Source organism: Oricola thermophila (assembly GCF_013358405.1).
GTDB lineage: Bacteria > Pseudomonadota > Alphaproteobacteria > Rhizobiales > Rhizobiaceae > Oricola > Oricola thermophila.
In genome coordinates, this window is record NZ_CP054836.1 from 3,736,998 (window position 1) to 3,760,712 (window position 23,715).

The window sequence follows — 23,715 nt, forward strand, 5'->3', positions numbered from 1 at the left end:
CATTGTTCTAACGGGATATGGTGACGTCCGGCGGCAAAATAAAGAGCCGCACCGCAAAAACGAAAAACCCGCGCCGATCCTGGCGCGGGTTTCCATTTGGGGTCGGGAAGGAGAGGTTCAGACTTCCGCGATCACGGATTCTCCGGTCTCGGAAGACGTGTCGCCGCCCTCCTGCGCCGAGTCCTCGGTCGCACCGCGCGGCTTGCGCGTGCGGCGCGGCGTAGACCGCCGGGTCGACTTGCCGGAAGCAGCCTGTTCCTGCTCCTCTAGCGCGACTTCTACCGGGGTCTCTTCGATTACGGGTTGCGGCGCTTCTGCCGCATCGTGACCGTTGGCCCGGACGTCTGTCTGCGCGCCCGTTTCTTCCCCGGTTGTGGCGGTTTCGCTCGCTGGCGCGGTCTCGCTGTCCGGCTTGGACTCGTTGCGCGCTCTCGGCTCGCGGCGCTTCCGCTTTTCCTCATCCGGCTGGGCAACGGTGTCGTCGTCGCCGTCCTCGGCCTGCGCCCGCTCCTCGCGCTGGGTCTGCATCTGTGCTTGGGCGGCCATGATGATCCGGTTATAGTGTTCGGCGTGCTGCAGGTAATTTTCGGCCATCACGCTGTCGCCGGACGACAGGGCGTCGCGCGCGAGCGCAGCGTACTTGTCGGCAATCACCTGGGCGTTGCCTCGAATCTTAACGTCGGGGCCGTTGCTTTCGTAGTTGCGGGAAAGCGGGTTCTGGTTGCGCCGATTGTTGCCGCCGCTGTTGCGGTTGCGCTGGCGACGACCTTGCTGTTGTGGTCTCATCAGACTCTCATGTTGCCATTTACAGTGCTACAGGTTGCGCATCGCGCCTGTTCATGCCGTGACAAGGATTTCCCCATACCTCATCCGGGCGAGTAAATTGTTTGTTTGCGTGCCTCAGTGCCGATCTCGCACAATTAGCCGGCGAAAGGCGGGTGTCCGCACGGGAACGTTCAGTTTTACCGTTGGGTGTCGGACCGGCGACCGGATTTTCACTATCGCCAATAGTTAGGTAGACTCACAATGCTGCATTGCCAAGTGATTTTTTCACGACAGGGCACAAGTTTATGTCATTTCACAAAAAAAAGTGCCCGAACATGCCCGCCGTAGTCCTTTCGCCGGCCGATTCTCCGGTATCCGGCGGAAACGAACAGATTCGTCACCTCCGGTGCCTGGTCATGCCCGATTTCAACCGCGATCGCCCCGTTTTCGGCCAGGAAGGGAGCTGACCTTTCCGCCAGCACGCGATAGGCATCCAGCCCGTCCCTGCCACCGTCAAGCGCCTGTAGCGGGTCATGTTCGCGCACATCCGGGTCGAGCCCGGGAATGTCATCGCTCCGGATGTAGGGCGGATTCGAGACTATCAGTTCGAACTGGCCCGTGACTTCCTCGAACCAGTCGGAGCGGATAGCCGTGAAGCGGTCCGCGAGCCCGAGAAGCGAGGCATTGGCCTGCGCCACCATCAGTGCCTCGGCGGAAATGTCGGTGCCGGTTGCGGTCGCGCGCGATACTTCGGCGAGCAGCGCGAGCGCGATGGCCCCCGAACCGGTGCCCATGTCGAGGATCCGGCAGTGCCCGTTTCGTGCTACGCGGTTCCTGACCAAGGGGAGCACGAGATCGACCAGCGTCTCGGTGTCGGGCCGTGGAACGAGCGTTGCTGCAGTCAGTTGGAGCGGCAATCCGTAGAATTCGCGCTCGCCGATAATGCGATGAACCGGTTCGCGCGCAAGCCGGCGTTCAACGCAGGTCCTGAACCTTTCGATCTTCTCGGTCGGCACGAGCCGGCCAGGCTCCGTGATGCGGGCCAGCACCGTCAGGCCGGTGGCATGTTCGAGAAGCAGGCTGGCATCGAGATCGGGCGAAGGTATGCCGGCTTCGGCAAGGCGTGTCCTCGCCGTTCGGTACAGTTTCTCGGCCGATTCCGGTGCGATCGCCTCGTTCATGCGTGCTCTTCCGTCAGCAATCTTGCCTGGTGGTCGGCGATCAGCGGATCGATCACGTCGTCCAGTTCGCCCTCCATCACGCGATCGAGCTTGTACAGCGTCAGGTTGATGCGGTGATCCGTGAGGCGTCCCTGCGGGAAGTTGTAGGTGCGGATGCGCTCGGAGCGATCCCCGGAACCGACCTGAAGGCGCCGTGCTTCCGCGCGTTCCTCCGCCGCCTTCTGTCGTTCTGCATCGTAAAGCCGGGCACGGAGAATTTCCATGGCGCGGGCGCGGTTCTGGTGCTGCGACTTTTCCGACTGGACCACGACGATGCCGGTCGGAATATGGGTGATGCGAACAGCCGAATCGGTCGTGTTGACATGCTGACCGCCGGCACCCGATGCACGCATGGTGTCGATCCGGATGTCCTGTTCGCGGATATCGACATCCACATCCTCGGCCTGAGGCAGGACTGCCACGGTGGCCGCGGAGGTGTGGATGCGGCCTCCGGCCTCCGTTTCCGGTACACGCTGGACGCGATGAACCCCAGACTCAAATTTCAGCCGCGAAAAGACGCCGCGACCCGATACAGAGGCAATGATCTCCTTGTAGCCGCCGGCATCGCCTTCGGACGCGGAAATGACCTCGACCTTCCAGCCGCGGCTCGATGCGTAACGCTCGTACATGCGAAACAGGTCGCCGGCGAAAAGGGCTGCTTCCAATCCGCCGGTACCTGCGCGGATCTCGAGAATCGCGTTTTTGGTGTCGGCCGCATCCTTCGGCAACAGGAGGACCTGTATCTCCTTTGCCAGTTGCTCAATGCGACCCTCCACTTCCGCCAGTTCCATCTCCGCGAGCTCGCGCATTTCCGCTTCGGTGTCCTTGCCGGCGACAAGTTCCTTCAGGTCGTCTCGTTCTGTCGAGGACGCCTGGTATTCGCGGATCTTGCCGACGATTTCTTCAAGTTCGGCATATTCGGAAGCGAGCTTGACATAGGTCTCACTGTCCGGACCGCTCGCCATCTGGGTTTCCAGCATGGCGAAACGCTTGACCATCTGGTCCATCTTGTCGGCGGGAAGTTTGATCATGCGGGGGCGGCGCGTTCAGGCTCGTCAGTTGTAAGGAATGTCATGCTTGTCCGCGAATTCGCGTATCACAGGCTGCATATCGGTGGCGATACCGTCGTTTTCAATTGCCGTATCGATAACGGCGCGCAACTCGGCCAGATTGGTGGCCAGCAATGCCGCCTTGACCGGGCCGATCGACGCGGCCGACATCGACAGGTCGCGAATGCCGATGGCGGCCAGTGCCATGGCAGAGAGCGGCTTGCCGGCGAGTTCGCCGCAAAGTGAAAGCGACACGCCATTCCTGGCAGCGGCTTCCGCCACCGATTTGAGCGCGCGCAGGAAAGGCCGCGACAGTGGCTCGAAACGCGCGGCGATCTGCGGATTGCCGCGATCGGTGGCCGTAAGGAATTGGAACAGGTCATTGGAACCGATGGAGACGAAATCCACGGCCTTCATGAGGGCATCGAGGTCGAAGAGCAATGCCGGAACTTCCAGCATCGCGCCGATGTGCAGCCGAGTCGGCAGGCCGTGGCCGAATCGCGAAAGGTGCTGCACCTCGCGATTGATGATGGATCGCGCCTGCTCGATCTCGCCGATATCGGTCACCATCGGCAGCATGACCCGGAGTTCACGCCCTGCGGATGCTTTCAGAAGCGCCCGCATCTGCGTCCGGAAAAGTCCGGGGCGATCTAGCGAAAGCCGGATGGCGCGCCAGCCAAGTGCCGGGTTTTCCTCGTGCGGCGCGCTTCGGAAATAGGGCAGAACCTTGTCCCCGCCGATGTCGAGCGACCGGAAAATTACCGGCTTCGGGCCTGCCGCCTCGATTACCGAGCGATATAGAGATTCCTGCGCTTCGGCACGCGGAAAGGTATCGGCGACCATGAATTGCAGCTCGGTTCGGAACAGCCCGATTCCTTCGGCACCGGATTCGTCGAGCTGTGGCAGATCAACGAGCAGTCCGGCATTCATGTGCAGGTGGAATGCTTCGCCGTCCCTCGTCACCGACGGCTTGTCTCGCAGGTCGCGATACTCCTGCTGCCGGCGAGCCCGGAAGCGGACCTTTTCCGCATAGGCGGCCTCGACATCGGGTTGCGGACGAAGATGAACATCGCCCGACAGACCGTCAACGATGATGGGATCCGCGTTTTCCGACAGGGCGACTATGCCCTTGACCTGGCCGACAACGGGAATCCCCATGGCCCGGGCGACAATGACGACATGGCTCGTCGGCGCGCCGTCCTCGAGAACGAGGCCGCGCAGGTTCTTGCGCGGATAGTCCAGCAGTTCCGCCGCACCCATGGTGCGCGCAACGACTATCGTGTCCGACGGGAGCTTCTCTTCCCGGGTTGCAATGTCCTCGCCCATCAGCTCGCGCAGCAGACGGTTGGCGAGATCGTCGAAATCGTTCATTCTCTCGCGGAGGTAGGGGTCGTTGACCGCCGACATCCGCGCGCGCATGTCGCTTTGAACCTTTTCCACCGATGCCTCGGCCGTCAGGCCGTTGCGGATCGCTTCCTCCAGCCGCCGCACCCAGCCCTTGTCGTGGGCAAACATGCGGTAGGTCTCCAGCACGTCGCGGTGCTCGCCCTCGAAAGCCACCTCGCGTCGCGAAAGCATGTCGTCGATGGTCAGGCGCAGCGAACTCAGCGCCGCGGCGAGGCGTTCAATCTCCGCTTCGGAATCCTCGTTGAACAGGTCGGTGACGACGATGCGCGGTTCGTGCAGGACTACGTGACCGAGACCAATACCCTCCGCGAGCGCGCGCCCGCTGGATGTCACTGGCCGGTTCAGGTCGAGTTCGACACCGTCATGGGACAGGCGCTTCAATTCCCCGGCGGCGATCAGTTCGCCGATCACCATGGCGACTGTTTCGAGCGCCTCCACCTCGTCCTCGCCATAGGCACGATGGGCTTCGTTCTGGACGACAAGGACGCCGAGGGTCCGACCGGCACGCAGGATCGGCACGCCGAGGAAGGAGTTGTAAACCTCCTCGCCGGTTTCCGGCAGGTACTGGAAGGCTGGATGCTTCTGCGCTTCGGCAAGGTTGAGCGGGCGCGCGGACGACGCGATGGTGCCGACGAGGCCCTGGCCGAGGCGCAGCGCCGTCTGGTGTACCGCCATGGGGTTGAGGCCGACCGTGGCGTAGAGTTCCAGCACGCCGTCGGCCCGTAGCACATAGGCCGAGCAAACCTCGGCGACCATGTTCTGGGCGATCTGACGCACGATCCGGTCGAGCCGCTCCTGCGGCTCCATCGGCTCCGCCATGATCTCGCGGAGACGTTTCAGCAGTACACGTGGTCCGGCATCTGCCTCACGAAGCAATTGGTTCTCCCTGCACGCATCGGTTTGCGCGTCCGGATCGGCCGGACGCTCGGTCCTAAGGCATAGCCGTCGGGGCTAGAGCTTGTCGAGACCGTAGACGTCGTGCAGCGTGCGCACGGCCAGTTCGCAGTAGGGTCCGTCGATCAGGATCGAGATCTTGATCTCGGACGTGGTGATTGCGCGAATGTTGATGCCCTTTTCAGCCAGTGCCCTGAAGGCTATGGCAGCAACGCCGGCATGGCTGCGCATTCCAATGCCGATGACCGATACCTTGACCAGGCCGGTTTCCGACTGGACCGCCTCGTAGCCCACCTCGTCCTTAATCTTTTCCAATGCCAGCAGCGCCTTGTCGACATCGCCGCTCGGAATGGTGAAGGTCATGTCGGTGAACTTGCCGTCGCCGGACACGTTCTGGACAATCATGTCCACATTTATGCCGGCATCCGCCAGCGGGCCGAAGATTGCGGCGGACACGCCCGGACGATCCTGCACGCGGCGCAGCGATATCTGCGCCTCGTCGCGGGTATAGGCGATGCCGGTGACGTTCTGCTTTTCCACGATCTCTTCCTCATCACATATCAGCGTGCCCGGCGGATTGTCGAAATCGTCCATCCCGGGGGCGTAGGGCTCATCGAAACTGGACCGAACGAAGGTGCGTACACCGTGCACCATGGCCAATTCGACAGAACGAACCTGCAGCACCTTGGCGCCAAGCGAGGCCATCTCCAACATTTCCTCGAACGAGACCTTTGCAAGGCGCGTCGCCTTCGGCTCGATGCGCGGATCGGTCGTGTAGACGCCGTCCACATCGGTGTAGATGTCGCAGCGGTCCGCATTTACCGCGGCGGCGATGGCAACTGCCGATGTGTCCGAACCGCCGCGCCCGAGCGTCGATACGCGGTTGTCGGGCGCAACGCCCTGGAAGCCGGCGATGACGGCGACCTGGCCAATCCCGAAGCGTTCGATGAGCCGTTCGCCATTGATCTCGGCTATGCGCGCAGCACCGTGTGCGTTGTCCGTCTTCACCGGAATCTGCCAGCCCTGCCAGGAACGGGCATCGACGCCCATCGATTGCAGGACGATGGCGAGCAGGCCGGCGCTCACCAGTTCGCCCGATGCGACGATGGCATCGTATTCGCGCGCGTCATGCATCGGCGATGCGGCGCGCGTAAGCTCCACGAGCTCGTTTGTCTTGCCCGCCATGGCGGAGACCACGACCGCGACTTCATGGCCGCAATCGACCTCGCGCTTGACGTGACGTGCCACGTTGCGGATGCGGTCGATATCGGCGACGGACGTGCCGCCAAATTTCATGACGATGCGGGCCATGGCAGATGGTGTGCTCGGCGAGTGTTGCTGTTGTTGCGCCGGATTTGCCCGGCGGATCGCGCGCTGCATATCGAATCGCGGGCGAAGCCGCAAGTTCGCCCTGACGGAGGGTGCGACCGCGGCGCCACTTGACTTGAGCGGCCGATCGCCCGAGTTGAAGGGTAGGACAAGGACAGGACGGTCACGAATGGACAGCGGAGCAACGACCATCGACGCCGGCGAGGTCGAGCGTTTTTCGAGAATGGCCGCGGACTGGTGGAACCCTGCCGGCAAGTTCAGGCCGCTGCACAAGTTCAATCCGGTCCGCCTGAAATATATCCGCGATACGGTGATCGAGCATTTCGGACTAGACCCGACCGCGTCGCGGCCGCTTGCCGGCCTGCGGTTTCTCGATATCGGGTGCGGCGGCGGACTTCTTTCGGAGCCGATGGCACGTCTTGGCGCCACGGTCGTCGGCGCGGACGCATCGGAAACCAATATCGAGATCGCCAGGATCCATGCCGCGCAATCGGGCCTCGACATCGACTATCGCGCCACCACCTCGGAAACGCTCGAGGCGGAGGGCGAAACCTTCGATGTCGTGTTGAACATGGAGGTGGTCGAGCACGTCGCCGACGTGGACCTGTACATGAAATCCTGCGCCGCGATGGTGCGTCCCGGCGGACTTATGATCGTCGCGACCATAAACCGGACGCTGAAGGCCTACGGTCTTGCCATCATCGGTGCCGAGCATATCCTGCGCTGGCTGCCGAGGGGCACGCATCAGTACGAAAGACTGGTCACGCCGCAGGAACTGCAGTCGGCGCTTGCCGGGACGGGCCTCGACATCGTCAGGCGCACGGGGGTCAGCTACAATCCCTTCGCCGACGAATGGCGCCTGTCGAAAGACATGGACGTCAACTACATGGTGGTCGCGGAACGCGGGAAGTAGCCGCGCCGCCGGTCAGTTGAGTTCTTCGGGCAGATCCGGCAGTGGCAGGACCTCGACCCCCTCGTCGAGCAGGCTTGCCACCTCATCGGGTGTCGCCTTGCCGTAGATGCCGCGCGGGTCGCTCTCTCCGTAATGGATCTTGCGCGCTTCCTCGGGGAAGCGCTCACCGACATCCTCACCATTCTTCTTCACCGCGCGGGCCATTTCCTGGAGCTTGGCCATGATCTCGCGCTGGGCGCCATTGCCGGTCGCGACGGCGACCTCCTCGCGCTTGCGGGCGGTCGACACGTTCGGCGCCATCAATGCCTTGGAAATGCGGGTGGAGCCGCAAGACGGGCACTCCAGGAACCCGCGCTTCTTCTGGGTCTCGAAATCGCCGGTATTTCGGAACCATGCCTCGAAGTCATGGCCCTGGTCACATATGAGCGAAAACTTGATCACGATCGTGCTCCAGTCATCCCCCTAATTCTGCGTCCGACAGCTTAAACGGACGTATATTTTTCAGATTGGGTATCTTGCGCCGGGCTTCAAGAACCTCGTCGAGATCGATGGTGGCGGTGACGATCCCCGGCTCGTCATCGTCCTTCTCGGCGACTACGCGACCCCACGGGTCGATGATCATGGAATGGCCGTAGGTTTCGCGTCCGTCCCGATGGGTTCCGCCTTGGGCGGCGGCGACGAGAAAGGCCCCGTTCTCTATGGCGCGGGCGCGCAGAAGTACGTGCCAGTGGGCTTCGCCGGTCTGGCGGGTGAAGGCCGCGGGCAGGGTCAGAATCTCCGCGCCGGCAAGCGCCTGCCGGCGAAAAAGGTCAGGAAAGCGAACGTCATAGCAGATGGCCATGCCCAGGCATGCATTGCCGATCCCGACCGTGAAGGCGTGTTCGCCGGGCCGGTAGATCGCGGATTCGCGCCAGCTCTCGCCGTTGTCGAGATCGACATCGAACATGTGGATCTTGTCGTAGGCGGCGCGTCTCTTTCCGTCGGGTCCGAACAGAAAGGCACGGTTGGCGACCATCTCGCCGCCGAGCGCTATCGGCGTCGAGCCGACATGCAACCAGATCCCGAGTTCGCCCGAAAGCGCCGCCGCCGTCGCCACGATCGGATCCTCATCCTCCGGGAATATCGATTCGAGCAATGCGCCGCGATCTTTCTGGATCAGGCCGGTCATTTCCGGCGACTGCACATAGGTCGCGCCGCTTTGGGCGGCTTCGCGAACGAACCGCTCGAAATCGTCGCGATTGGCGGCGATCCCGGTCCCGGACCGCATCTGGATGGCGGCGCATTTGAGTGTGCGAGGCATGGTCAACTGCTCAGCAGGTTATCAAGTTTGCCCGCGCGGTCGAGGGCATAGAGATCATCGCAGCCACCGACATGGATGTCACCGATGAAAATCTGCGGGAAGGTGGTTCCGCCATGAGAGCGCTGGATCATTTCGCGTTTCAAAGCCGGGTCCGTGGTGGCGTCATGTTCCACATACGCCGCTCCCTTCCGATCGAGAAGCCGTTTCGCGGCGATACAAAATCCGCAGAACCGACGTGTGTAGATGGTGACATTGGCCATTGAAACATTCCTTTCCGACAGCGCTATATATGTGCGCCGCAATTTCCTGAAAAGACCGCCCTAGTATGCCGCCGGCCGCCGCGTGACGCCGGCAAAGTGGGGGACCACGCGCGAAAAGGTCAAAACGTCGACATGGGCAGCGCCCCCGCGCAATAGCGCGCGGGTCGCCGCTCCCAGTGTCGCGCCGGTCGTATAGACATCGTCGACCAGCAGGACCGACCGGCCGCAGACGGCGATCTCGTGGCCGGGCGGTACGCGAAAGGCGCCTCGCACATTGGCCTGGCGCTGTTTCGCGGTCAGACCGACCTGCCGGCGGGTCGGCCTGATCCGGACAAGCGCGGCGGGTTCGAAGGCGATACCGCCTTCCGCGGCGATCATGCGCGCGAGTTCTGCCGACTGGTTGTAGCGACGCGCCAAGTAGCGTCGTTTGTGCAGCGGTACGGGCACGACCACGTCGCACTCTTCCACCAGCAATCGGCCGGCGCGCAGCATCCATCGCGCCATCCAGGGCGCGAGTTCCGGCTGGTCGCCATATTTCAGCCGTTGCACCAGCTGGCGGGCGATGCCGTCATGCAGTACCGCGGCGCGGGCGCGGCGCCAGGGCTGAGGGTTGGCAAGCGCCTCGGCGCTGACCATGTCATCGCCGAAATCGTGCTGGAACGGGGTGCCGGTGACCGTGCATATGGGGTCGGCGATGAAATGAATCTGCCCCCAGCATTCGGGACACAGCGTCCCGCGTGCGGCAACGTGAGTGCGGCAGGCGAGACAGGTGTCGGGAAACAGTATCGAGGCGACCAGGCGACTTGCCTTTTGCACCGCGTTCTGCATGTGAACTCCAGGAAAAGTAACGTGAACAGTGTTACAGATGCCGGCATGACCGTCAAAACCATCATAGACTTGGGCCAAGTGCGGGCCAACCAGCGCCGCGCGGTCCGAATGGCGGCGGACGGCGCCGATTTCCTGTTCAGGGCGACCGCCGACGACCTGGCGTTGCGGCTGTCGGCGGTGACGCGGAAATTCGAGCGCGGAATCCTGTTCGTGCCGGATTCCGTGCCGGACAGCATTCTGCCGGAGATCGCCGGCCTCGAGAGATGGCGGGATCCCGGTGCCGGAGACGAGGTGCTGGGCCTGGAACCGGAAAGCCTCGATCTCGCGATCAGCCTGCTGACCCTGCACGAAACGAATGACACGCCCGGCGTTCTTGCGCAGATCCGCCGCGCGCTGAAGCCCGACGGGCTGTTTCTTGCCTGCGTTCCCGGCGGCGCGACGCTGGCGGAATTGCGGGACAGCCTGTTGGCGGCAGAGGTGGAACTCACAGGCGCGGCGAATGCGCGCGTGCTGCCGTTCATGGACGTGCGCGACGCCGGCGGATTGCTGCAACGGGCTGGGTTTGCTCTGCCGGTAGCCGATACGGAGCGACTGACTGTCCGTTACGATACGATGTTCGACCTGATGCGTGACTTGCGGTCGATGGGTGCCACCAATACGCTGGCGTCGCGCAGCCGCCGTTTCGCCTCTCCCCGGCTCTTCCAGATGGCGGCACAGCACTATGCCGGGAACCATGCCGACGCGGACGGACGGATCCGCGCCACATTCGAACTGTTGTGGATGTCGGGTTGGGCGCCGCACGAATCGCAACAGAAGCCGCTCAAGCCGGGCAGCGCCACGAAACGCCTCGCCGATTTCATCGGGGACAAGTCAATCCCGACGCGGGGCGGGCGCTAGTTCAGGCTCTTGGTGATCTCGGAATTGTTGTCCGACCAGAGCCACCTGACCGCTTCGAGAGCAAAGCCGATGCTACCGACGATGACAACCGACAGCACGGTGGCGATGATCCCGTATTCAACCGCGGTGGCCCCCGTCTCGTCGGCAATGAATGAATTCAGCATCGTACCACTCCCACAACATGCTACCGTGGTAAACGCACGTTATTAACGGCGTGTTGTGGAGAGGGTGACGTAACGTTATTTTTGGCGACTGTGTAATCGAACCGTTGCCGAAGACGGTTAATCAGCAGTCACCCGTGCGCCTGCCGTTCGTGTGGATGATGCACATCGAACCGGGATCGTTCTGCAGGACACTTCGGCGGATCGTATATTGGCGGGCGTTGTTGCGGATCGCGCCAGCCGTGGTGCGGTCGAGTCCGCCATAGACCACGGAAGCGGTAATGTCGGAGGATCCGCCTCGGTCGAGAAGCGGCGTCAGGAACATTGCGATTGCGACAGCGAGCGACCCGAAGAGAAGCGTGATCCGAATCATGCCCAGACCGGCTTCCGACACCGGAGAGCCGGATTGCGGGCGGATCTGTGCCCAATCACGATCATCACGCATTTCCCGATACCCCTTTTTGCCGACCAGACAATCCCCGTTTGCCCACCCGCGTAAACACACGCCAGCTTCATTTAAAATCGCACATTGAAATAAATGTTTGATTAACGACGTTTGTTAGCTGCCGCGAAAGGGTGGCAACAAGTCCTGAATTATTGGAACCAGCGGCAAATCTGCCGGTGGCATGGGGTAGTCACGCAATGCACTTGCACGCACCCATTTGAGCTTCTGGCCCTCGCGCGGGACCGGCATGCCCTGATACTTGCGGCACACGTAGAGCGGCATCAGCAAATGGAAGTCATCGTAGGCGTGGCTGGCAAAGCTCAGCGGCGCCAGGCATGGTTTCTCCGTGACGATCCCCAGTTCCTCGAAAAGTTCCCGGACGAGGGTGTCTTCCGGCGTTTCGCCGGCTTCCACCTTGCCGCCCGGGAACTCCCACAATCCGGCCATCGCCTTCCCCTCCGGCCGCTGGGCCAGAAGGATCCGGTTGTCGGTGTCGAGCAATGCGCAAGCGGCAACCAGCAGCAACGGCTTGTCGGCGGTATCATTCATGCGCCGGTCAGTCGCCTTTCTTGCGATACACATAGGTGTAGGCGGTTGCGAAGCCGAGCCGCTCGTAGAGGCTGACCGCCGGCTTGTTGGCGCTTACAACCTGGAGCCAGGCCCGCTGCGCGCCCTGCGCGGCGGCCCACCGCAATGCGACGCGGACGATGGAGCGTGCATATCCCTTGCCCTGCTGGTCGGCCCTCACGGCCACGTCGAACAGTCCGGCCAGATCGTTGTCATGGACGCAGAGCGCCGATGCCACGGGCCCGCCTTCGTCCTCCAGGACAAACATGCCGCTCGGAGGCCGGATCGACTCGACAACTTCGGTCAAGCCAGCCTTTCGGTCCGCTTCCGCCTGGCGAATGGCAATCGATGCATCGACATAGCGGCCTACATCCTTGAGCGGGATCTGGTCGAGACCGCTGTCCAGATCGATATCCTTCAGGTTCGCGATCATGACCCGGGTTTCGTCAAAGCGGCGCCAGCCATGAGCGTCGAAATGGGCACCGAGCTGAAGAGGCGCCAGCGGCGACAGGCGAAAGACGAGCGGACGGCCATAGGCGCCGAAACGCTTGGCCGCGCGGTTGATGCGCGTCTCTATGTCGCGATGATCGGCCGGATCGAGCGGGTTGACCGAATTCAGTCTCTTTGAGGGATGTCCGGCCGTAAGGCGCACGGCCCAGCTGCCGTCATAGTGTACCGATGCGGCCGGCCATGCCCTGAATCCGACCGCTTCCAGACGCCTGACGAGTGCTAGATCCGTCACCGGCTCAACTCCTGTAATCGCCGTTGATCGCGACATACTCCTTGGTGAGATTGCAGGTCCACGCCGTGAAGCGGCCGTCGCCCAGGCCGATATCGGCGCGGATCACGATCTCGTCGTTTTTCATGTAGGCGCTGGCCTCTTCCTCGGAATAGCCCGGAACGCGCTCGCCCTCGGAAGCGACAAGCAGGTCGCCGAACCAGATTGCCAGCCGGTCCCGGTCGGCCGGCTCTCCGGCCTTTCCGACGGCCATCACCACCCGGCCCCAGTTGGCGTCTTCGCCGGTGATCGCCGTCTTCACGAGGGGGGAATTGGCGATCGCCATCGCGATATTCTTGGCCGATACGTCCGATACCGCCCCGGTCACGTCCACACGCACGAGCTTGGTGGCTCCCTCGCCGTCACGGACGATCATCAGCGCCAATTCGTGCAGGCAATCTCCGAATGCGGTCGCGAATTCCGCCAGACGCGGGTCGGCCGGGTCGGTTATCGCGGGAGCATCTTTCGCCTGCCCCGTGGCGAACGCCAGCAGCGTGTCCGAAGTCGAGGTGTCGCTGTCCACCGTGATCGCGTTGAATGTCGTCGGCGTGAAACGTTCAAGCAAGGCACGCAGTACATTCGCGGAAAGCGCCGCGTCGGTCGCGACATAGGCCAGCATGGTCGCCATGTCTGGCGCGATCATGCCTGCACCCTTCGCGATGCCGTTGATGGTCACGGTGGCATCGCCGAGGTTCACCCGGCGCGTAACCAGCTTCGGGAACGTGTCGGTGGTCATAATGGCGCGTGCGGCGTCCACCCAGCCATCGGCCCGGGCACTGGCGGCCATGCCGTTCAGGTGGCGTTCGAAATGGGAATGATCGAGCGGCTCGCCGATCACGCCGGTCGAGGAAAGGAAGACCTCTCCCTCGTCGCAGCCGGCCGCTTCCGCCGCTGAGCGCGCCGCGACAGCCGTGGTATGGCGTCCCTTGCTGCCGGTGAACGCGTTGGCATTGCCGGCGTTGACGACAAGAATCCTTGCCTTTCCGCCGGGCAGGTTCTCCCTGCACAGCTCCACCGGCGCGGACGGACACCTGGAGCGGGTCAGCACACCGGCGACGGTGGTTCCCGTCTCGAAAAGCATTGCCAGGAGGTCGACGCGATCCTTGTACTTGATGCCTGCCTTGACAGTCGCGATGCGAACGCCGGGAACGACCGGCATCTCGGGTAGCGAAACGGGTGCTAGCGGCGAAACGGTACCGGACATGGGAAGATTTCCAGAAAGGCTCTACTGGGCGGACTGCTGGGAGGCTTGCGCCCTTTCATAGGCCTCCTTGAGGTCCGGATCGGTAATCTCGATCTCGGCCGCCTCGCGCAGCTCGCTGAGGACCTCGAAATAACGCTCCCGCAGCAGGACCGAGCGAATCTGGTTCTCTACCTCGCTGAAGGCCGGCGGCTGAACCTGGCGCTTGTCCTCAACCTTGATGACATGCCAGCCGAACTGCGTCTGCACCGGTTCGGTGGTATGAGCGCCGACATCGAGGGCGAACGCCGCTTCCTCGAATTCCGGTACCATCCGGCCGCGGGTGAAGTAACCGAGATCGCCGCCATTCGGTCCGGTCGGCCCGGTGGAATGCTCCTTCGCCAGCGCCTCGAAGTCGCCGCCATTGTCGAGTTCCTCGATGACCGCTTTCGCTTCATCTTCCGTCTCGAGAAGAATGTGGCGTGCATGTACTTCGTTCTGCGGTGGCGTGGCGGCTACTTCCTTGTCGTAGCGGGCACGGACGTCCTCGTCGGTAATCTTGTTGACGACCTCGTCGCGGAAATAGGCGTTGTGCAAGGCGCGTTCGCGCAGGAACGCCAGGCGGTCGATGAACTCCTCGGTCTTGTCGAGGCCTGCCGCTTCGGCCTTGGCAGCAAGTGCGCGGATGTCGATCAGGGCGGCAAGTGCGGCGGCGCGGCGATCCTCCGGCGGGACCTGCCCGAACTGATCCTGCAGGTCGCCCAGGGTCATGGCGAGATCGCGCTCGGTGATGGGGGCGCCGTTCAACGTGCCGACGACCTTGTTGGTTTCGTCCTGGGCCGCAGCCGGCAGGGCAATTGCGCCGATCGTCGCCAGCGCCATGACAGCGCGCCGGACGGCCGGCATTGCGGGAACTGCGGATCTGCTGCGGAGTAGGCTGGAAAACTGCATCGAAAACTCGCTTGGCTGCGTTTGAACCGTTCGCTTCGAAGTGACCGTGAGCCCCCGGAATACGCCGTCTTTCAGGCTATGCGGCGACGTTGACATCACTATTTGCCCCTCTTATCTGTCCTTTGCTATCGCGTCCACCTCCGAAACGTGGGGAGCGGGGCGCCATGGCCCCGGGAGAAGACGCTTACACGTGAATTTCAAAGGCCCGGCGAGAGCCGCGGCCCATTCGAAGAGAGGACCATTTTCATGGTCAATTTCGGCGGCCTAGCCCGCAAGATTTTCGGTTCCGTCAACGACCGCCGCCTGAAGTCCCTGCAGCCCAAGGTTGCTGCCATCAACGCGCTGGAAAGCGAGATGCAGGCGCTGAGCGACGAGCAGCTGCGTGCAAAGACGGATGAGTTTCGCGCGCAGATAGCCGAAGGCAGGTCCCTGGACGACCTGCTGGTTCCGGCGTTCGCTGTCGTGCGCGAAGGCGCGAAGCGCGCACTCGGCCTCAGGCCGTTCGACGTCCAGCTGATCGGCGGCATGGTGCTGCATGAAGGTTCCATCGCCGAAATGAAGACGGGCGAGGGCAAGACACTGGTCGCGACCCTGCCGGTCTATCTGAACGCGCTTGCCGGTCGCGGCGTCCATGTCGTCACGGTCAACGACTACCTTGCCCAGCGCGATGCCGAGTGGATGGGCAAGCTTTACAACTTCCTCGGTCTCTCCGTCGGCGTCATCGTCCATGGCCTGGACGACGCGCAGCGCAAGGCGGCCTATGATTGCGACGTAACCTACGGCACCAACAACGAGCTGGGCTTCGACTATCTGCGCGACAACATGAAGTACGAGCGCGCGCAGATGGTGCAGAGGGATCACGCGTTCGCGATCGTCGACGAGGTGGATTCGATTCTCATCGACGAGGCGCGTACGCCGCTGATCATCTCCGGTCCGCTCGACGACAAGTCCGAACTTTACATTACCATCGACAAGTTCATTCCCAAGCTGTCCGCCGAAGACTACGAGATCGACGAAAAGCAGCGCACCGCGACCTTTACCGAGGAGGGTACCGAGAAGCTGGAGCTGATGCTGGCGGAAGCCGGGCTGCTCAAGGACGGCGGGCTGTATGACGTCGAAAACGTCGCGATCGTGCATCACGTCAACAACGCGTTGAAGGCGCATACGCTGTTCCAGCGCGACAAGGATTACATTGTCAGAAACGACGAGATCGTCATCATTGACGAGTTCACCGGCCGCCAGATGCCCGGCCGTCGCTTTTCGGAGGGCTTACACCAGGCGCTCGAGGCCAAGGAGGGCGTGGCAATCCAGCCGGAGAACCAGACCCTCGCCTCGGTGACGTTCCAGAACTACTTCCGCATGTATGACAAGCTGGCCGGCATGACCGGCACGGCGGCGACGGAGGCCGAGGAGTTCGGAAACATTTACGGGCTCGACGTGGTCGAAATTCCGACCAATCTGCCGGTGCAGCGCATTGACGAGGACGACGAGGTCTATCGCACGGTCGAGGAAAAGTATGTCGCCGTGGTGATTGACATCATCGCCGCGCAGAAAAAGGGCCAGCCGGTACTGGTGGGCACGACCTCGATCGAGAAGTCGGAGTTGCTGTCGTCGATGCTCGGCGACGTGAAAAAGCTCAAGCAGATTCGCGATACTGTCCAAGGCCGCGTTGACGCCCTCAAGCCCGGGAAGGAACCCGAGCTTCGCGAATATCTCGAAACCGCAGTTGCGAATCTCGATGCGGCCATCAAGGCGGGCGGCGTAAAGCATGAGGTTCTGAACGCGCGCCAGCACGAGCGCGAGGCGCATATCGTCGCGCAAGCCGGCGTCCCGGGCGCGGTGACGATCGCGACCAACATGGCCGGTCGCGGCACGGACATCAAGCTCGGCGGCAATGTCGAGATGCGCATAGCCGACGAGCTTGCCGATGTGCCGGAAGGCGAGGAGCGCGACCGCCGCATAGCCGAGATCGAGGCAGACGTGGAACGGCTCAAGCAACAGGCGCTCGCGGCAGGCGGCCTCTACGTGCTCGCCACGGAAAGGCACGAAAGCCGACGCATCGACAACCAGCTGCGCGGCCGGTCCGGGCGCCAGGGAGATCCGGGGCGCTCCAAGTTCTTCCTGTCGCTGCAGGACGACCTCATGCGTATCTTTGGGTCGGATCGCATGGACGGAATGCTGCAGAAGCTCGGGCTCAAGGAAGGCGAGGCGATTGTCCATCCCTGGATCAACAAGGCGCTGGAAAAGGCCCAAAAGAAGGTCGAGGCCCGCAACTTCGACATTCGCAAGAACTTGCTGAAGTTCGATGACGTGATGAACGACCAGCGGAAGGTCGTGTTCGAGCAGCGCAAGGAACTCATGGACGGTACCGGACTGTCTGACACGGTCACGGAAATGCGCCATGAAGTCATCGAGGAGATGGTCGCCAAGCATATCCCGGAGAAGGCATATGCCGACCAGTGGGATATAGAGGGCCTGAAACAGGCGACGGTGGCACTGCTCAATATCGACGCGCCGGTCGACGAGTGGGCCGCCGAGGAAGGCATCGCGGATGACGATATCCGTGAAAGGCTTATCGAGGCGGCCGACAAGGCCGCGGCCGAACGGGCCGAGCGTTTCGGCCCGGAGATCACGGAGTATGTCGAGAAGTCGATCCTGCTGCAGACGCTTGACACGCTCTGGCGCGAGCATCTCGTCAATCTCGATCACCTGCGCTCGGTGATCGGTTTCCGCGGCTATGCCCAGCGCGATCCGCTGCAGGAATACAAGCAGGAAAGCTTCGAACTGTTCCAGGCCATGCTCGCCAACCTTCGCCAGGCGGTTACGGCGCAGCTCATGCGCGTCGAGGTCGTGCGCGAGCAGGCGGAAGCGCCGCCGCCGGAGATGCCGGCGATGGAGCCGCATCATGCCAACGCGACCACCGGCGAGGACGAGTTCGGGGCCGCGGCGCCCGAATACGGAGCGGCGATCGTGAGCGGCCAGGTCGATGCCGCCGACCGCGATCCGAACGACCCCTCTACCTGGGGCAAGGTCGGGCGCAACGAGGCGTGTCCCTGCGGGTCCGGAAAGAAATACAAGCATTGCCACGGCGCCTTCGCCCCGACGGCGTAGGCATCCGCGGGGAGGCGTGGCCCCGCGGCGCCCGGGATGGCTGCGCGCGGTCCCGGCGAAGTCCGCTCAATCCCGTGCTTGCGGCAGACCGACGACCGTCGATGCAGGGAATGCCAACGCTTTCTTAAGCCCAACCCGCTATTTCTCGGCAAGATTTGACCATCAGCCAGCGGACTTGCCGTCTTGCGTTTTTCTGCCATCGAAACAGCAGAGCATTGGCTCTCCACACCGTTGTTCGAGCGGGTGCGGCCATTCGCCTCGCGCATCGACGCAATAGCCAGCGGGGAGGATGATGCCGCAGTGGCCCAGCGCATGGCGGTCGTCGCCTTCGCGATCCGGGTTGCCAGTGCCGGGCTCCTGTTTCTATCCCAGGCCATCATCGCGCGATGGGCGGGAGCATTCGACTATGGAATCTATGTCTTCGTCTGGACCGCGATGATCATCCTGGGCAGCCTGTCCTGCCTCGGTTTCCAGACGGCGGTCATCCGGTTCCTGCCGGCCTATCGCAAGAATGGCGAGACGGACCTGCTGCGCGGCCTGATGACAACCAGCCGCCTCTTCGTGCTCGCCGTGGCGACGCTCATCGCCGTCGCGGGCGCGGCCGTCGTGTGGCTGCTCGGCGAGCGTATCGAGTCCTACTATGTCGTGCCTTTCGTGCTGGCATTCACCTGCCTGCCCATGCTCGCGCTCGGCGAGGTGCTGGAGGGGATCGCGCGGGCGAACAACTGGCCGATTCGCGCGCTGGCCCCGACCTATATCGTCCGCCCCACCCTCATGCTCGCGATCGTCGCGGCAACGCACGTGCTGGGATTCGAGGCGACGGCTTCCGCCGCGGTGTTCACGGCAGTGGTGGCGAGCTACCTGACCACCATACTGCAACTCTTCGTCGTCTCCCCTGACCTGGGGGGTACCGTCCCGCCCGGCCCGCGCAAAACCGACCTGGGCCAGTGGGTCACGGTCGCGCTGCCGATCTTCCTGGTCGAGGGCTTCTTCTTCATGCTCACAAATGCCGACGTGCTGATGGTCGGCTTCTTCCGCTCGCCGGAGGAGGTCGCCGTCTACTACGCCGCGGTCAAGGTTCTCGCGCTCGCGCATTTCGTGTTCTTCGCGGTGAAGACCGGCGTCGCGCAGCAGTTCGCCGCCAACACCGCCCCGGAGGAACGGGCCGCGCTGCGCGCATTCGCCGGCCAGACCGTCGGCTGGACATTCTGGCCGACCCTGGCGATCGGCGTCGTGATTCTCGTGTTCGGAAAATTCCTGCTGTCGTTGTTCGGATCGGGCTTCACCGAAGGGTATCCCCTGCTTTTCGTCCTTATCGCCGGGGTGGTCGTGCGGGCCAGCGTCGGGCCGGCCGAAAGCCTGCTCAACATGACCGGGCACCAGAATGCCTGTGCGGCGATTTTCGCCATCGTCCTGCTGCTCAATATCGTTCTCAACATGCTGTTCATACCCGTCTACGGGCTGATGGGAGCTGCCGCGGCGAGCGCGATCGCCACGGTGCTCGAGGCCGCGTTGTTGCTGCTGTTTTCATATCGTCGGGTCGGCGTGGTGATGTTCGTGTGGACGCCGAAACGGAACGCGGAGGCGGCCTGATGCACACATCCCCACTGTTGCGGCAGGACATCGAGCCGACCGACGCCTTCGTGATCCCGGCGCGTATGCAGACGGAGGCCGGGCCGCAGGAGACAAGCCGCCTGATCAAGGGCGACCGCCGACTCGTCATCTATCCGGCCGACAGCGGCTTCGACATCCTCGAGGACATCGACCGGGTGACGGACTACGCGCTGGAACCGAACATCTTCTTCGCGCCGCGCTTCCTCGTGCCCGCCATGCCTCGCGTCGACAACCGCGACGTCCGGCTGCTGCTGTTGCAGGACGGAACGGAGGCCGATGCCGAGACGCGCCTGCTGATGCCGTTCTCGGTGGAGAAGTCCGGCTTCAGGATCGGCCCGGAGGTGATGCGGGTGTGGGCGAACGAATTCGGCCCGAGCGGCGTGCCGATCGTCGAGCGGCGCGAATCCTCGCGCATCATCGACGACCTGCTGGCGACACTGGCCGATCCCGGCCTTGCTCTGCCGAAAATTCTCGTCCTGCCCGACGTCATGATGGACAGCGCCGTGATCCGGACGCTGCGCGGCGTCGCGATAGGGCGCGGACTGCCGGTACTGACGACGGGATCGGTCCAGCGGCCGTTCCTGCAAAGCGAACTCGACAGCATCGATTACCTCAACGCGAACATCAGCAAGCGGAGCCTGCGAAACTTCAGGCGGCTGCGGCGCCATCTCGAGGAGATGGGACGGTTCGAATACGAGATCGCACGGTCGCCGCGGGACGTGCGCATCGCCATGGAGGAATTCCTGCTGCTGGAGAATGCCGGCTGGAAAGGCCGGCAGCGGACCTCGCTGGCCGCCGACCGCTACCGCGCAGCCTTCGCGCGCGAGGCGGTCAACAACCTGGCCGAACGCGACCTCGTGCGCATCCATGCCTTCAAGCTGGACGGTCGGGTAATCGCCTCGCTGATCGTCTTCGTGCAGGCCGGACATGCATGGACATGGAAGACGACCTATGACGAGAGCCTCGCCCAGTATTCGCCGGGCACGCTGCTGATCATGCAGTCCACCGAGGTGCACCTTGAGGATCCGAACATCCAGGTGACCGACTCCTGCGCCGTCGAGGACCACCCGGTGGTGGGGCGGCTGTGGTCGGAGCGGCGGGAGTTCGCCACAATGGTGATCGGGCTGCGGCCCGAACTGGACCGCGAAGCGCGCCAGATCGTGCAGCAGATGGAACTGTACCGCTCCACGCGCAACGCGGCCAAGACCGTGCGCGACCGGCTGAAACAGGCGGTGAAGCGGCGCTAGCCGCCGCCGCGCCCGCGTTCCTTCTCCGCTTCCTCGCGCGCCCGCTCGCGAAAGACGCGGCGAATCACCTTGCCCGTCGTGGTCAGCGGCATCCCGGAGACGAACTCGATCTCGCGCGGGTATTCATGCGCGGACAGCCGTTCCCTCACATGGTCGCGAATCGCTGCCTTCAGTTCCTGCGACGGTTCCGCGCCCTCGCGCAGCACGACATAGGCCTTGACCAGCTCGCCGCGCACCGGATCGGGCTTGCCGACGACGGCGGCGAGCGAGACGTCCGGATGGCCGACCAGGCAGTCCTCGATCTCGCCGGGGCCGATTCGGTAGCCGGCCGACGAGATCACGTCGTCGTCGCGGCCGACGAAGAAGAAGTAGCCGTCGGCGTCCATCACGCCGCGGTCGCCGGTCAGCATCCAGTCGCCGACGAACTTCTCGCGGGTGGCGTCCGGGTTTCCCCAGTATTCGAGAAACATCACGGGATCGGGCCGGCGCACGGCGATCTCGCCCTGTTCGCCGGGCGGCAACTCGTTGCCCTCCCCGTCGATGACCGCGACGCGGTGGCCGGCGACCGGCCGTCCCATCGAGCCGGGGCGGACGACACCGAGCGCATCGCAGGCCGAGAGGACGAGATTGCACTCGGTCTGGCCGTAGAACTCGTTCACGGTGACGCCGAGATTCTCCCGCGCCCAGGCAAGGGTGCCGCGGCCGAGCGCCTCGCCGCCGGAGCCGACGGTGCGCAGGTCCAGCCTGAAATCGCGGGCGCGGGAGCCGAGCGCGGCCAACATGCGCAGCGCCGTCGGCGGCATGAAGGCGTTGCGGATGCGGGCCTTCTCCATCAGGGCCAGCGCCCATTCCGGATCGAAGCGGGCGGCGCGGGCGGCGACAACCGGCACCCCGCAATAGAGGCCCGGCAGCAGGACGTTCAGCAGCCCGCCCGCCCATGCCCAGTCCGCCGGCGTCCATAGCAGGTCGCCGGGCCGCGGCAGGAACTCGTGATGGGTCTGCACGCCCGGCAGGTGGCCGAGCAGGACGCGATGGGCGTGAAGGGCGCCCTTGGGATGGCCGGTCGTGCCGGAGGTGAAGATCATCAGGGCCGGGTCGTCGGCGGCGGTGTCCGCGGCGGCAAAGCCCGGCCGGGCATCGTCCAGGAGAGCGTAGAAATCATGCGCTCCCGGCGCGCCGCCGACGCAGACGACCGCGCGCAGTTGCGGGAAATCCGCATCGGCCCCGTCGAGTTTCGCCATGCCTTCCGGATCGAGGACGATGGCCTTCGCGCCCGACAGGTTCAGCCGGTAGGCGATCGCTTCCGGCCCGAAAAGGACGGCCATCGGCACGGCGACGGCGCCGAGCTTGTAGACGCCGAGATGGGCGATCGCGGTCTCGAAGCGCTGCGACAGCAGGATGGCGACGCGGTCGCCGCGCGTCACGCCGAGGCGGGCCAGCGCGGCGGCGAAACGGTCGGACCTTTCCGCCAGCTCGCCGCGGGTCAGCGTGACCGGCTCGCCGTCCGTCCAGTCGACGATCGCAGGGGCAGCGGGATCGCGCCGCGCCGGTTCGTCGGCACAGGCCGTCCCGATGTTGAAGCGGTCCGGAATCCTCCAGCGGAAGCGGGAATGGAGGTCTTCATGGGAAACGGGATCGTCCGGCAACATGGCAAAGCTGATGCATTGTTTCGGAATCCAGTCAAGCGCCGCGCGGCATCGGCCCCGCGGCGGCCGGGCGGGGATCGCGGTTCGCGCATTCCGGCGACACCGCGCTCACGACGTGTTCCAGGCGTCGAGGGCCAGGGTGTGGCATTCCTTCAGCACCTCCCCGATCTCGTTTCGCGGCCGCCTTCTCCATCCGGGCGGCAGGCCGGGCCGCAACGGGCGGAAACGCCATGGTGCGGGCTTGCGGACGGCATCCGGCGTCATGCCGGCGATCTCGCCTGCGTCGGCGGCGCGGATTCTCTCGATGGCCCGCTCGAAACGGGCCTTCCAGCGGGCAAGGCGGGCGGCCTGGCCGTCGAGATCGTCCAGCGCCAGTGCCAGCGCCCGGATGCGCCGCGACAGTCCGCGGGCGTCCACCAGCTCGTCGGGATCGCGCTCCGGGGCGGGCCAGCCTTCTTCCGGGTCGTCGTATTCGAGGAAGGCATGGCCGAAGGGGCCGTCCAGCCCGGTGACGTCGAAGAGGAAGGGCGCGTAACGCTTCCACGGGTCGAAGAGTTGGAAGGACGGACGGTCGCGGTACAGGTCGAGCAGCTCGGCGTCGGACGGTTCTGCGTCCGGCTCCCTGTCCGTCCCGGCCTCTGGCGCGATGTCCGATTGACCCTCACGGCTGCCTTCTGGCCGCTCGCCGCGTTCCGGGGAAAGCGCCACGTCCCGCTCCAGCTTGCAGGCGGCCATGACGATCAGTCGCCGGGCGGCGAACTCGGCGGGGCGCAGGATGGCGAGAATCCGGCTGCGCAGGGAACGCGGCAGGAAGACCAGCGACCGTCCGGTCCTTATCCCCGCCACCAGGAACAGCTGCGTGACGATCCGCAAGAGATCGTCCAGGTTCCTTTCCACCGCCCTTGTCCAGTCGAACTCCATGACCTTCTCCGTGACACCGGGGAGAAGGGTAAGGGAGGCCGTTGCGAGGTGGATAACTTTGCGCGGAAATGCCGGAAATTCGGGAAATCGGCGTCGAAATTATGCAACGGAACGGGCGGGTGAGGGTAAATCTCCTCTCTCGGGAGACACGGAGGAAGCCGGGCCTTGCCGGCGTGGCCGGTCGCATGCACCGCGACAAGGGATACAGGTCGGAGAAGAATGGTGCCTCTGG

The 23,715-nt window shown here is 63.9% G+C and carries 22 protein-coding genes; 5 read left to right on the forward strand and 17 right to left on the reverse strand.

Translation table 11 applies throughout. The features are described 5' to 3' along the window. Window positions 1–117: 117 nt before the first annotated feature. The 5 genes from HTY61_RS17975 to HTY61_RS17995 all read right to left on the reverse strand — a co-directional run bounded on the left by HTY61_RS17975 (window position 118) and on the right by HTY61_RS17995 (window position 6,646). On the reverse strand, window positions 118–786 hold the full coding sequence (locus HTY61_RS17975) for a DUF4167 domain-containing protein (RefSeq protein ID WP_175278094.1): 669 nt from the start codon (window positions 784–786) through the stop codon (window positions 118–120). A 287-nt stretch (window positions 787–1,073) separates the two neighbouring features. Further along, complete coding sequence (gene prmC / locus HTY61_RS17980) at window positions 1,074–1,946, reverse strand: peptide chain release factor N(5)-glutamine methyltransferase (protein ID WP_175278095.1); 873 nt, start codon at window positions 1,944–1,946, stop codon at window positions 1,074–1,076. Then, window positions 1,943–3,016 (reverse strand): peptide chain release factor 1, encoded by a 1,074-nt coding sequence (gene prfA, locus HTY61_RS17985; protein ID WP_175278096.1) that lies wholly within the window; start codon window positions 3,014–3,016, stop codon window positions 1,943–1,945. Before prfA ends, prmC begins: the two co-directional genes overlap by 4 nt. Window positions 3,017–3,040: 24 nt before the next feature. Further along, window positions 3,041–5,260: a phosphoenolpyruvate--protein phosphotransferase gene (ptsP, locus tag HTY61_RS17990; RefSeq protein ID WP_197945442.1), complete on the reverse strand. Its 2,220-nt coding sequence runs from the start codon at window positions 5,258–5,260 to the stop codon at window positions 3,041–3,043. A 132-nt stretch (window positions 5,261–5,392) separates the two neighbouring features. Further along, a complete protein-coding gene (locus HTY61_RS17995; RefSeq protein WP_175278097.1) occupies window positions 5,393–6,646 on the reverse strand; it encodes an aspartate kinase in 1,254 nt (417 codons plus the stop codon). Between the two features lie 187 nt (window positions 6,647–6,833). On the opposite strand from HTY61_RS17995, the gene ubiG reads away from it, so the two are divergent. Continuing rightward, complete coding sequence (gene ubiG / locus HTY61_RS18000) at window positions 6,834–7,577, forward strand: bifunctional 2-polyprenyl-6-hydroxyphenol methylase/3-demethylubiquinol 3-O-methyltransferase UbiG (protein ID WP_175278098.1); 744 nt, start codon at window positions 6,834–6,836, stop codon at window positions 7,575–7,577. 12 nt (window positions 7,578–7,589) lie between these two features. Here ubiG and HTY61_RS18005 read toward each other — a convergent pair whose 3' ends face one another. From HTY61_RS18005 to HTY61_RS18020, 4 genes are read right to left on the reverse strand one after another with little or no spacing between them, the layout of a single operon-like run. Next, window positions 7,590–8,018 (reverse strand): DUF1178 family protein, encoded by a 429-nt coding sequence (locus HTY61_RS18005; RefSeq protein ID WP_175278099.1) that lies wholly within the window; start codon window positions 8,016–8,018, stop codon window positions 7,590–7,592. Between the two features lie 13 nt (window positions 8,019–8,031). Continuing rightward, the gene (locus HTY61_RS18010; RefSeq protein WP_175278100.1) at window positions 8,032–8,877 is read right to left on the reverse strand and encodes a carbon-nitrogen hydrolase family protein; all 846 of its coding nucleotides are present in this window, start codon (window positions 8,875–8,877) and stop codon (window positions 8,032–8,034) included. A gap of 2 nt (window positions 8,878–8,879) precedes the next feature. After that, the gene (gene grxC, locus HTY61_RS18015; RefSeq protein WP_175278101.1) at window positions 8,880–9,137 is read right to left on the reverse strand and encodes a glutaredoxin 3; all 258 of its coding nucleotides are present in this window, start codon (window positions 9,135–9,137) and stop codon (window positions 8,880–8,882) included. Window positions 9,138–9,197: 60 nt separating this feature from the next. Beyond that, entirely contained in the window at window positions 9,198–9,965 is a 768-nt protein-coding gene (locus HTY61_RS18020) for a ComF family protein (RefSeq protein WP_175278102.1), read from the reverse strand. 45 nt (window positions 9,966–10,010) lie between these two features. Here HTY61_RS18020 and HTY61_RS18025 point away from each other — a divergent pair, with 45 nt between their 5' ends. Next, window positions 10,011–10,862 carry a methyltransferase domain-containing protein gene (locus HTY61_RS18025; RefSeq protein ID WP_175278631.1) on the forward strand — a complete coding sequence of 284 codons (852 nt, stop codon included), beginning with the start codon at window positions 10,011–10,013 and terminating at the stop codon, window positions 10,860–10,862. On the opposite strand, the gene HTY61_RS18030 is transcribed toward HTY61_RS18025, so the two are convergent. From HTY61_RS18030 to HTY61_RS18055, 6 genes are all read right to left on the reverse strand, one after another. Next, on the reverse strand, window positions 10,859–11,026 hold the full coding sequence (locus tag HTY61_RS18030) for a Flp family type IVb pilin (protein WP_175278103.1): 168 nt from the start codon (window positions 11,024–11,026) through the stop codon (window positions 10,859–10,861). The genes HTY61_RS18025 and HTY61_RS18030 overlap by 4 nt on opposite strands. Before the next feature lie 121 nt (window positions 11,027–11,147). Continuing rightward, window positions 11,148–11,468 (reverse strand): hypothetical protein, encoded by a 321-nt coding sequence (locus HTY61_RS18035; protein ID WP_175278104.1) that lies wholly within the window; start codon window positions 11,466–11,468, stop codon window positions 11,148–11,150. A 114-nt stretch (window positions 11,469–11,582) separates the two neighbouring features. Next, window positions 11,583–12,017, reverse strand: coding sequence for a (deoxy)nucleoside triphosphate pyrophosphohydrolase (locus HTY61_RS18040; RefSeq protein WP_175278105.1), 435 nt, complete (start codon window positions 12,015–12,017; stop codon window positions 11,583–11,585). Window positions 12,018–12,024: 7 nt separating this feature from the next. Further along, on the reverse strand, window positions 12,025–12,813 hold the full coding sequence (locus HTY61_RS18045) for a GNAT family N-acetyltransferase (protein WP_175278106.1): 789 nt from the start codon (window positions 12,811–12,813) through the stop codon (window positions 12,025–12,027). Next, window positions 12,782–14,017 (reverse strand): bifunctional glutamate N-acetyltransferase/amino-acid acetyltransferase ArgJ, encoded by a 1,236-nt coding sequence (gene argJ, locus HTY61_RS18050; protein ID WP_175278107.1) that lies wholly within the window; start codon window positions 14,015–14,017, stop codon window positions 12,782–12,784. Before argJ ends, HTY61_RS18045 begins: the two co-directional genes overlap by 32 nt. Window positions 14,018–14,038: 21 nt before the next feature. Beyond that, window positions 14,039–14,875: a peptidylprolyl isomerase gene (locus HTY61_RS18055; protein ID WP_246272852.1), complete on the reverse strand. Its 837-nt coding sequence runs from the start codon at window positions 14,873–14,875 to the stop codon at window positions 14,039–14,041. 315 nt (window positions 14,876–15,190) lie between these two features. Between HTY61_RS18055 and secA the strand changes: the two genes are divergently transcribed. The 3 genes from secA (at window position 15,191) to HTY61_RS18070 (ending at window position 20,916) form a co-directional block, all read left to right on the forward strand. Beyond that, the gene (gene secA, locus HTY61_RS19565; RefSeq protein ID WP_175278109.1) at window positions 15,191–18,055 is read left to right on the forward strand and encodes a preprotein translocase subunit SecA; all 2,865 of its coding nucleotides are present in this window, start codon (window positions 15,191–15,193) and stop codon (window positions 18,053–18,055) included. 183 nt (window positions 18,056–18,238) lie between these two features. After that, window positions 18,239–19,648 (forward strand): oligosaccharide flippase family protein, encoded by a 1,410-nt coding sequence (locus HTY61_RS18065; protein ID WP_175278110.1) that lies wholly within the window; start codon window positions 18,239–18,241, stop codon window positions 19,646–19,648. Continuing rightward, complete coding sequence (locus HTY61_RS18070) at window positions 19,648–20,916, forward strand: GNAT family N-acetyltransferase (RefSeq protein WP_175278111.1); 1,269 nt, start codon at window positions 19,648–19,650, stop codon at window positions 20,914–20,916. The genes HTY61_RS18065 and HTY61_RS18070 overlap by 1 nt, the downstream gene beginning before the upstream one ends. Here HTY61_RS18070 and HTY61_RS18075 read toward each other — a convergent pair. Further along, window positions 20,913–22,565: an AMP-binding protein gene (locus tag HTY61_RS18075; protein WP_175278112.1), complete on the reverse strand. Its 1,653-nt coding sequence runs from the start codon at window positions 22,563–22,565 to the stop codon at window positions 20,913–20,915. The genes HTY61_RS18070 and HTY61_RS18075 overlap by 4 nt on opposite strands. A 105-nt stretch (window positions 22,566–22,670) precedes the next feature. Continuing rightward, window positions 22,671–23,483, reverse strand: a complete 813-nt coding sequence (locus HTY61_RS18080) for a hypothetical protein (protein WP_175278113.1) — start codon at window positions 23,481–23,483, stop codon at window positions 22,671–22,673. Window positions 23,484–23,715: the final 232 nt, after the last annotated feature.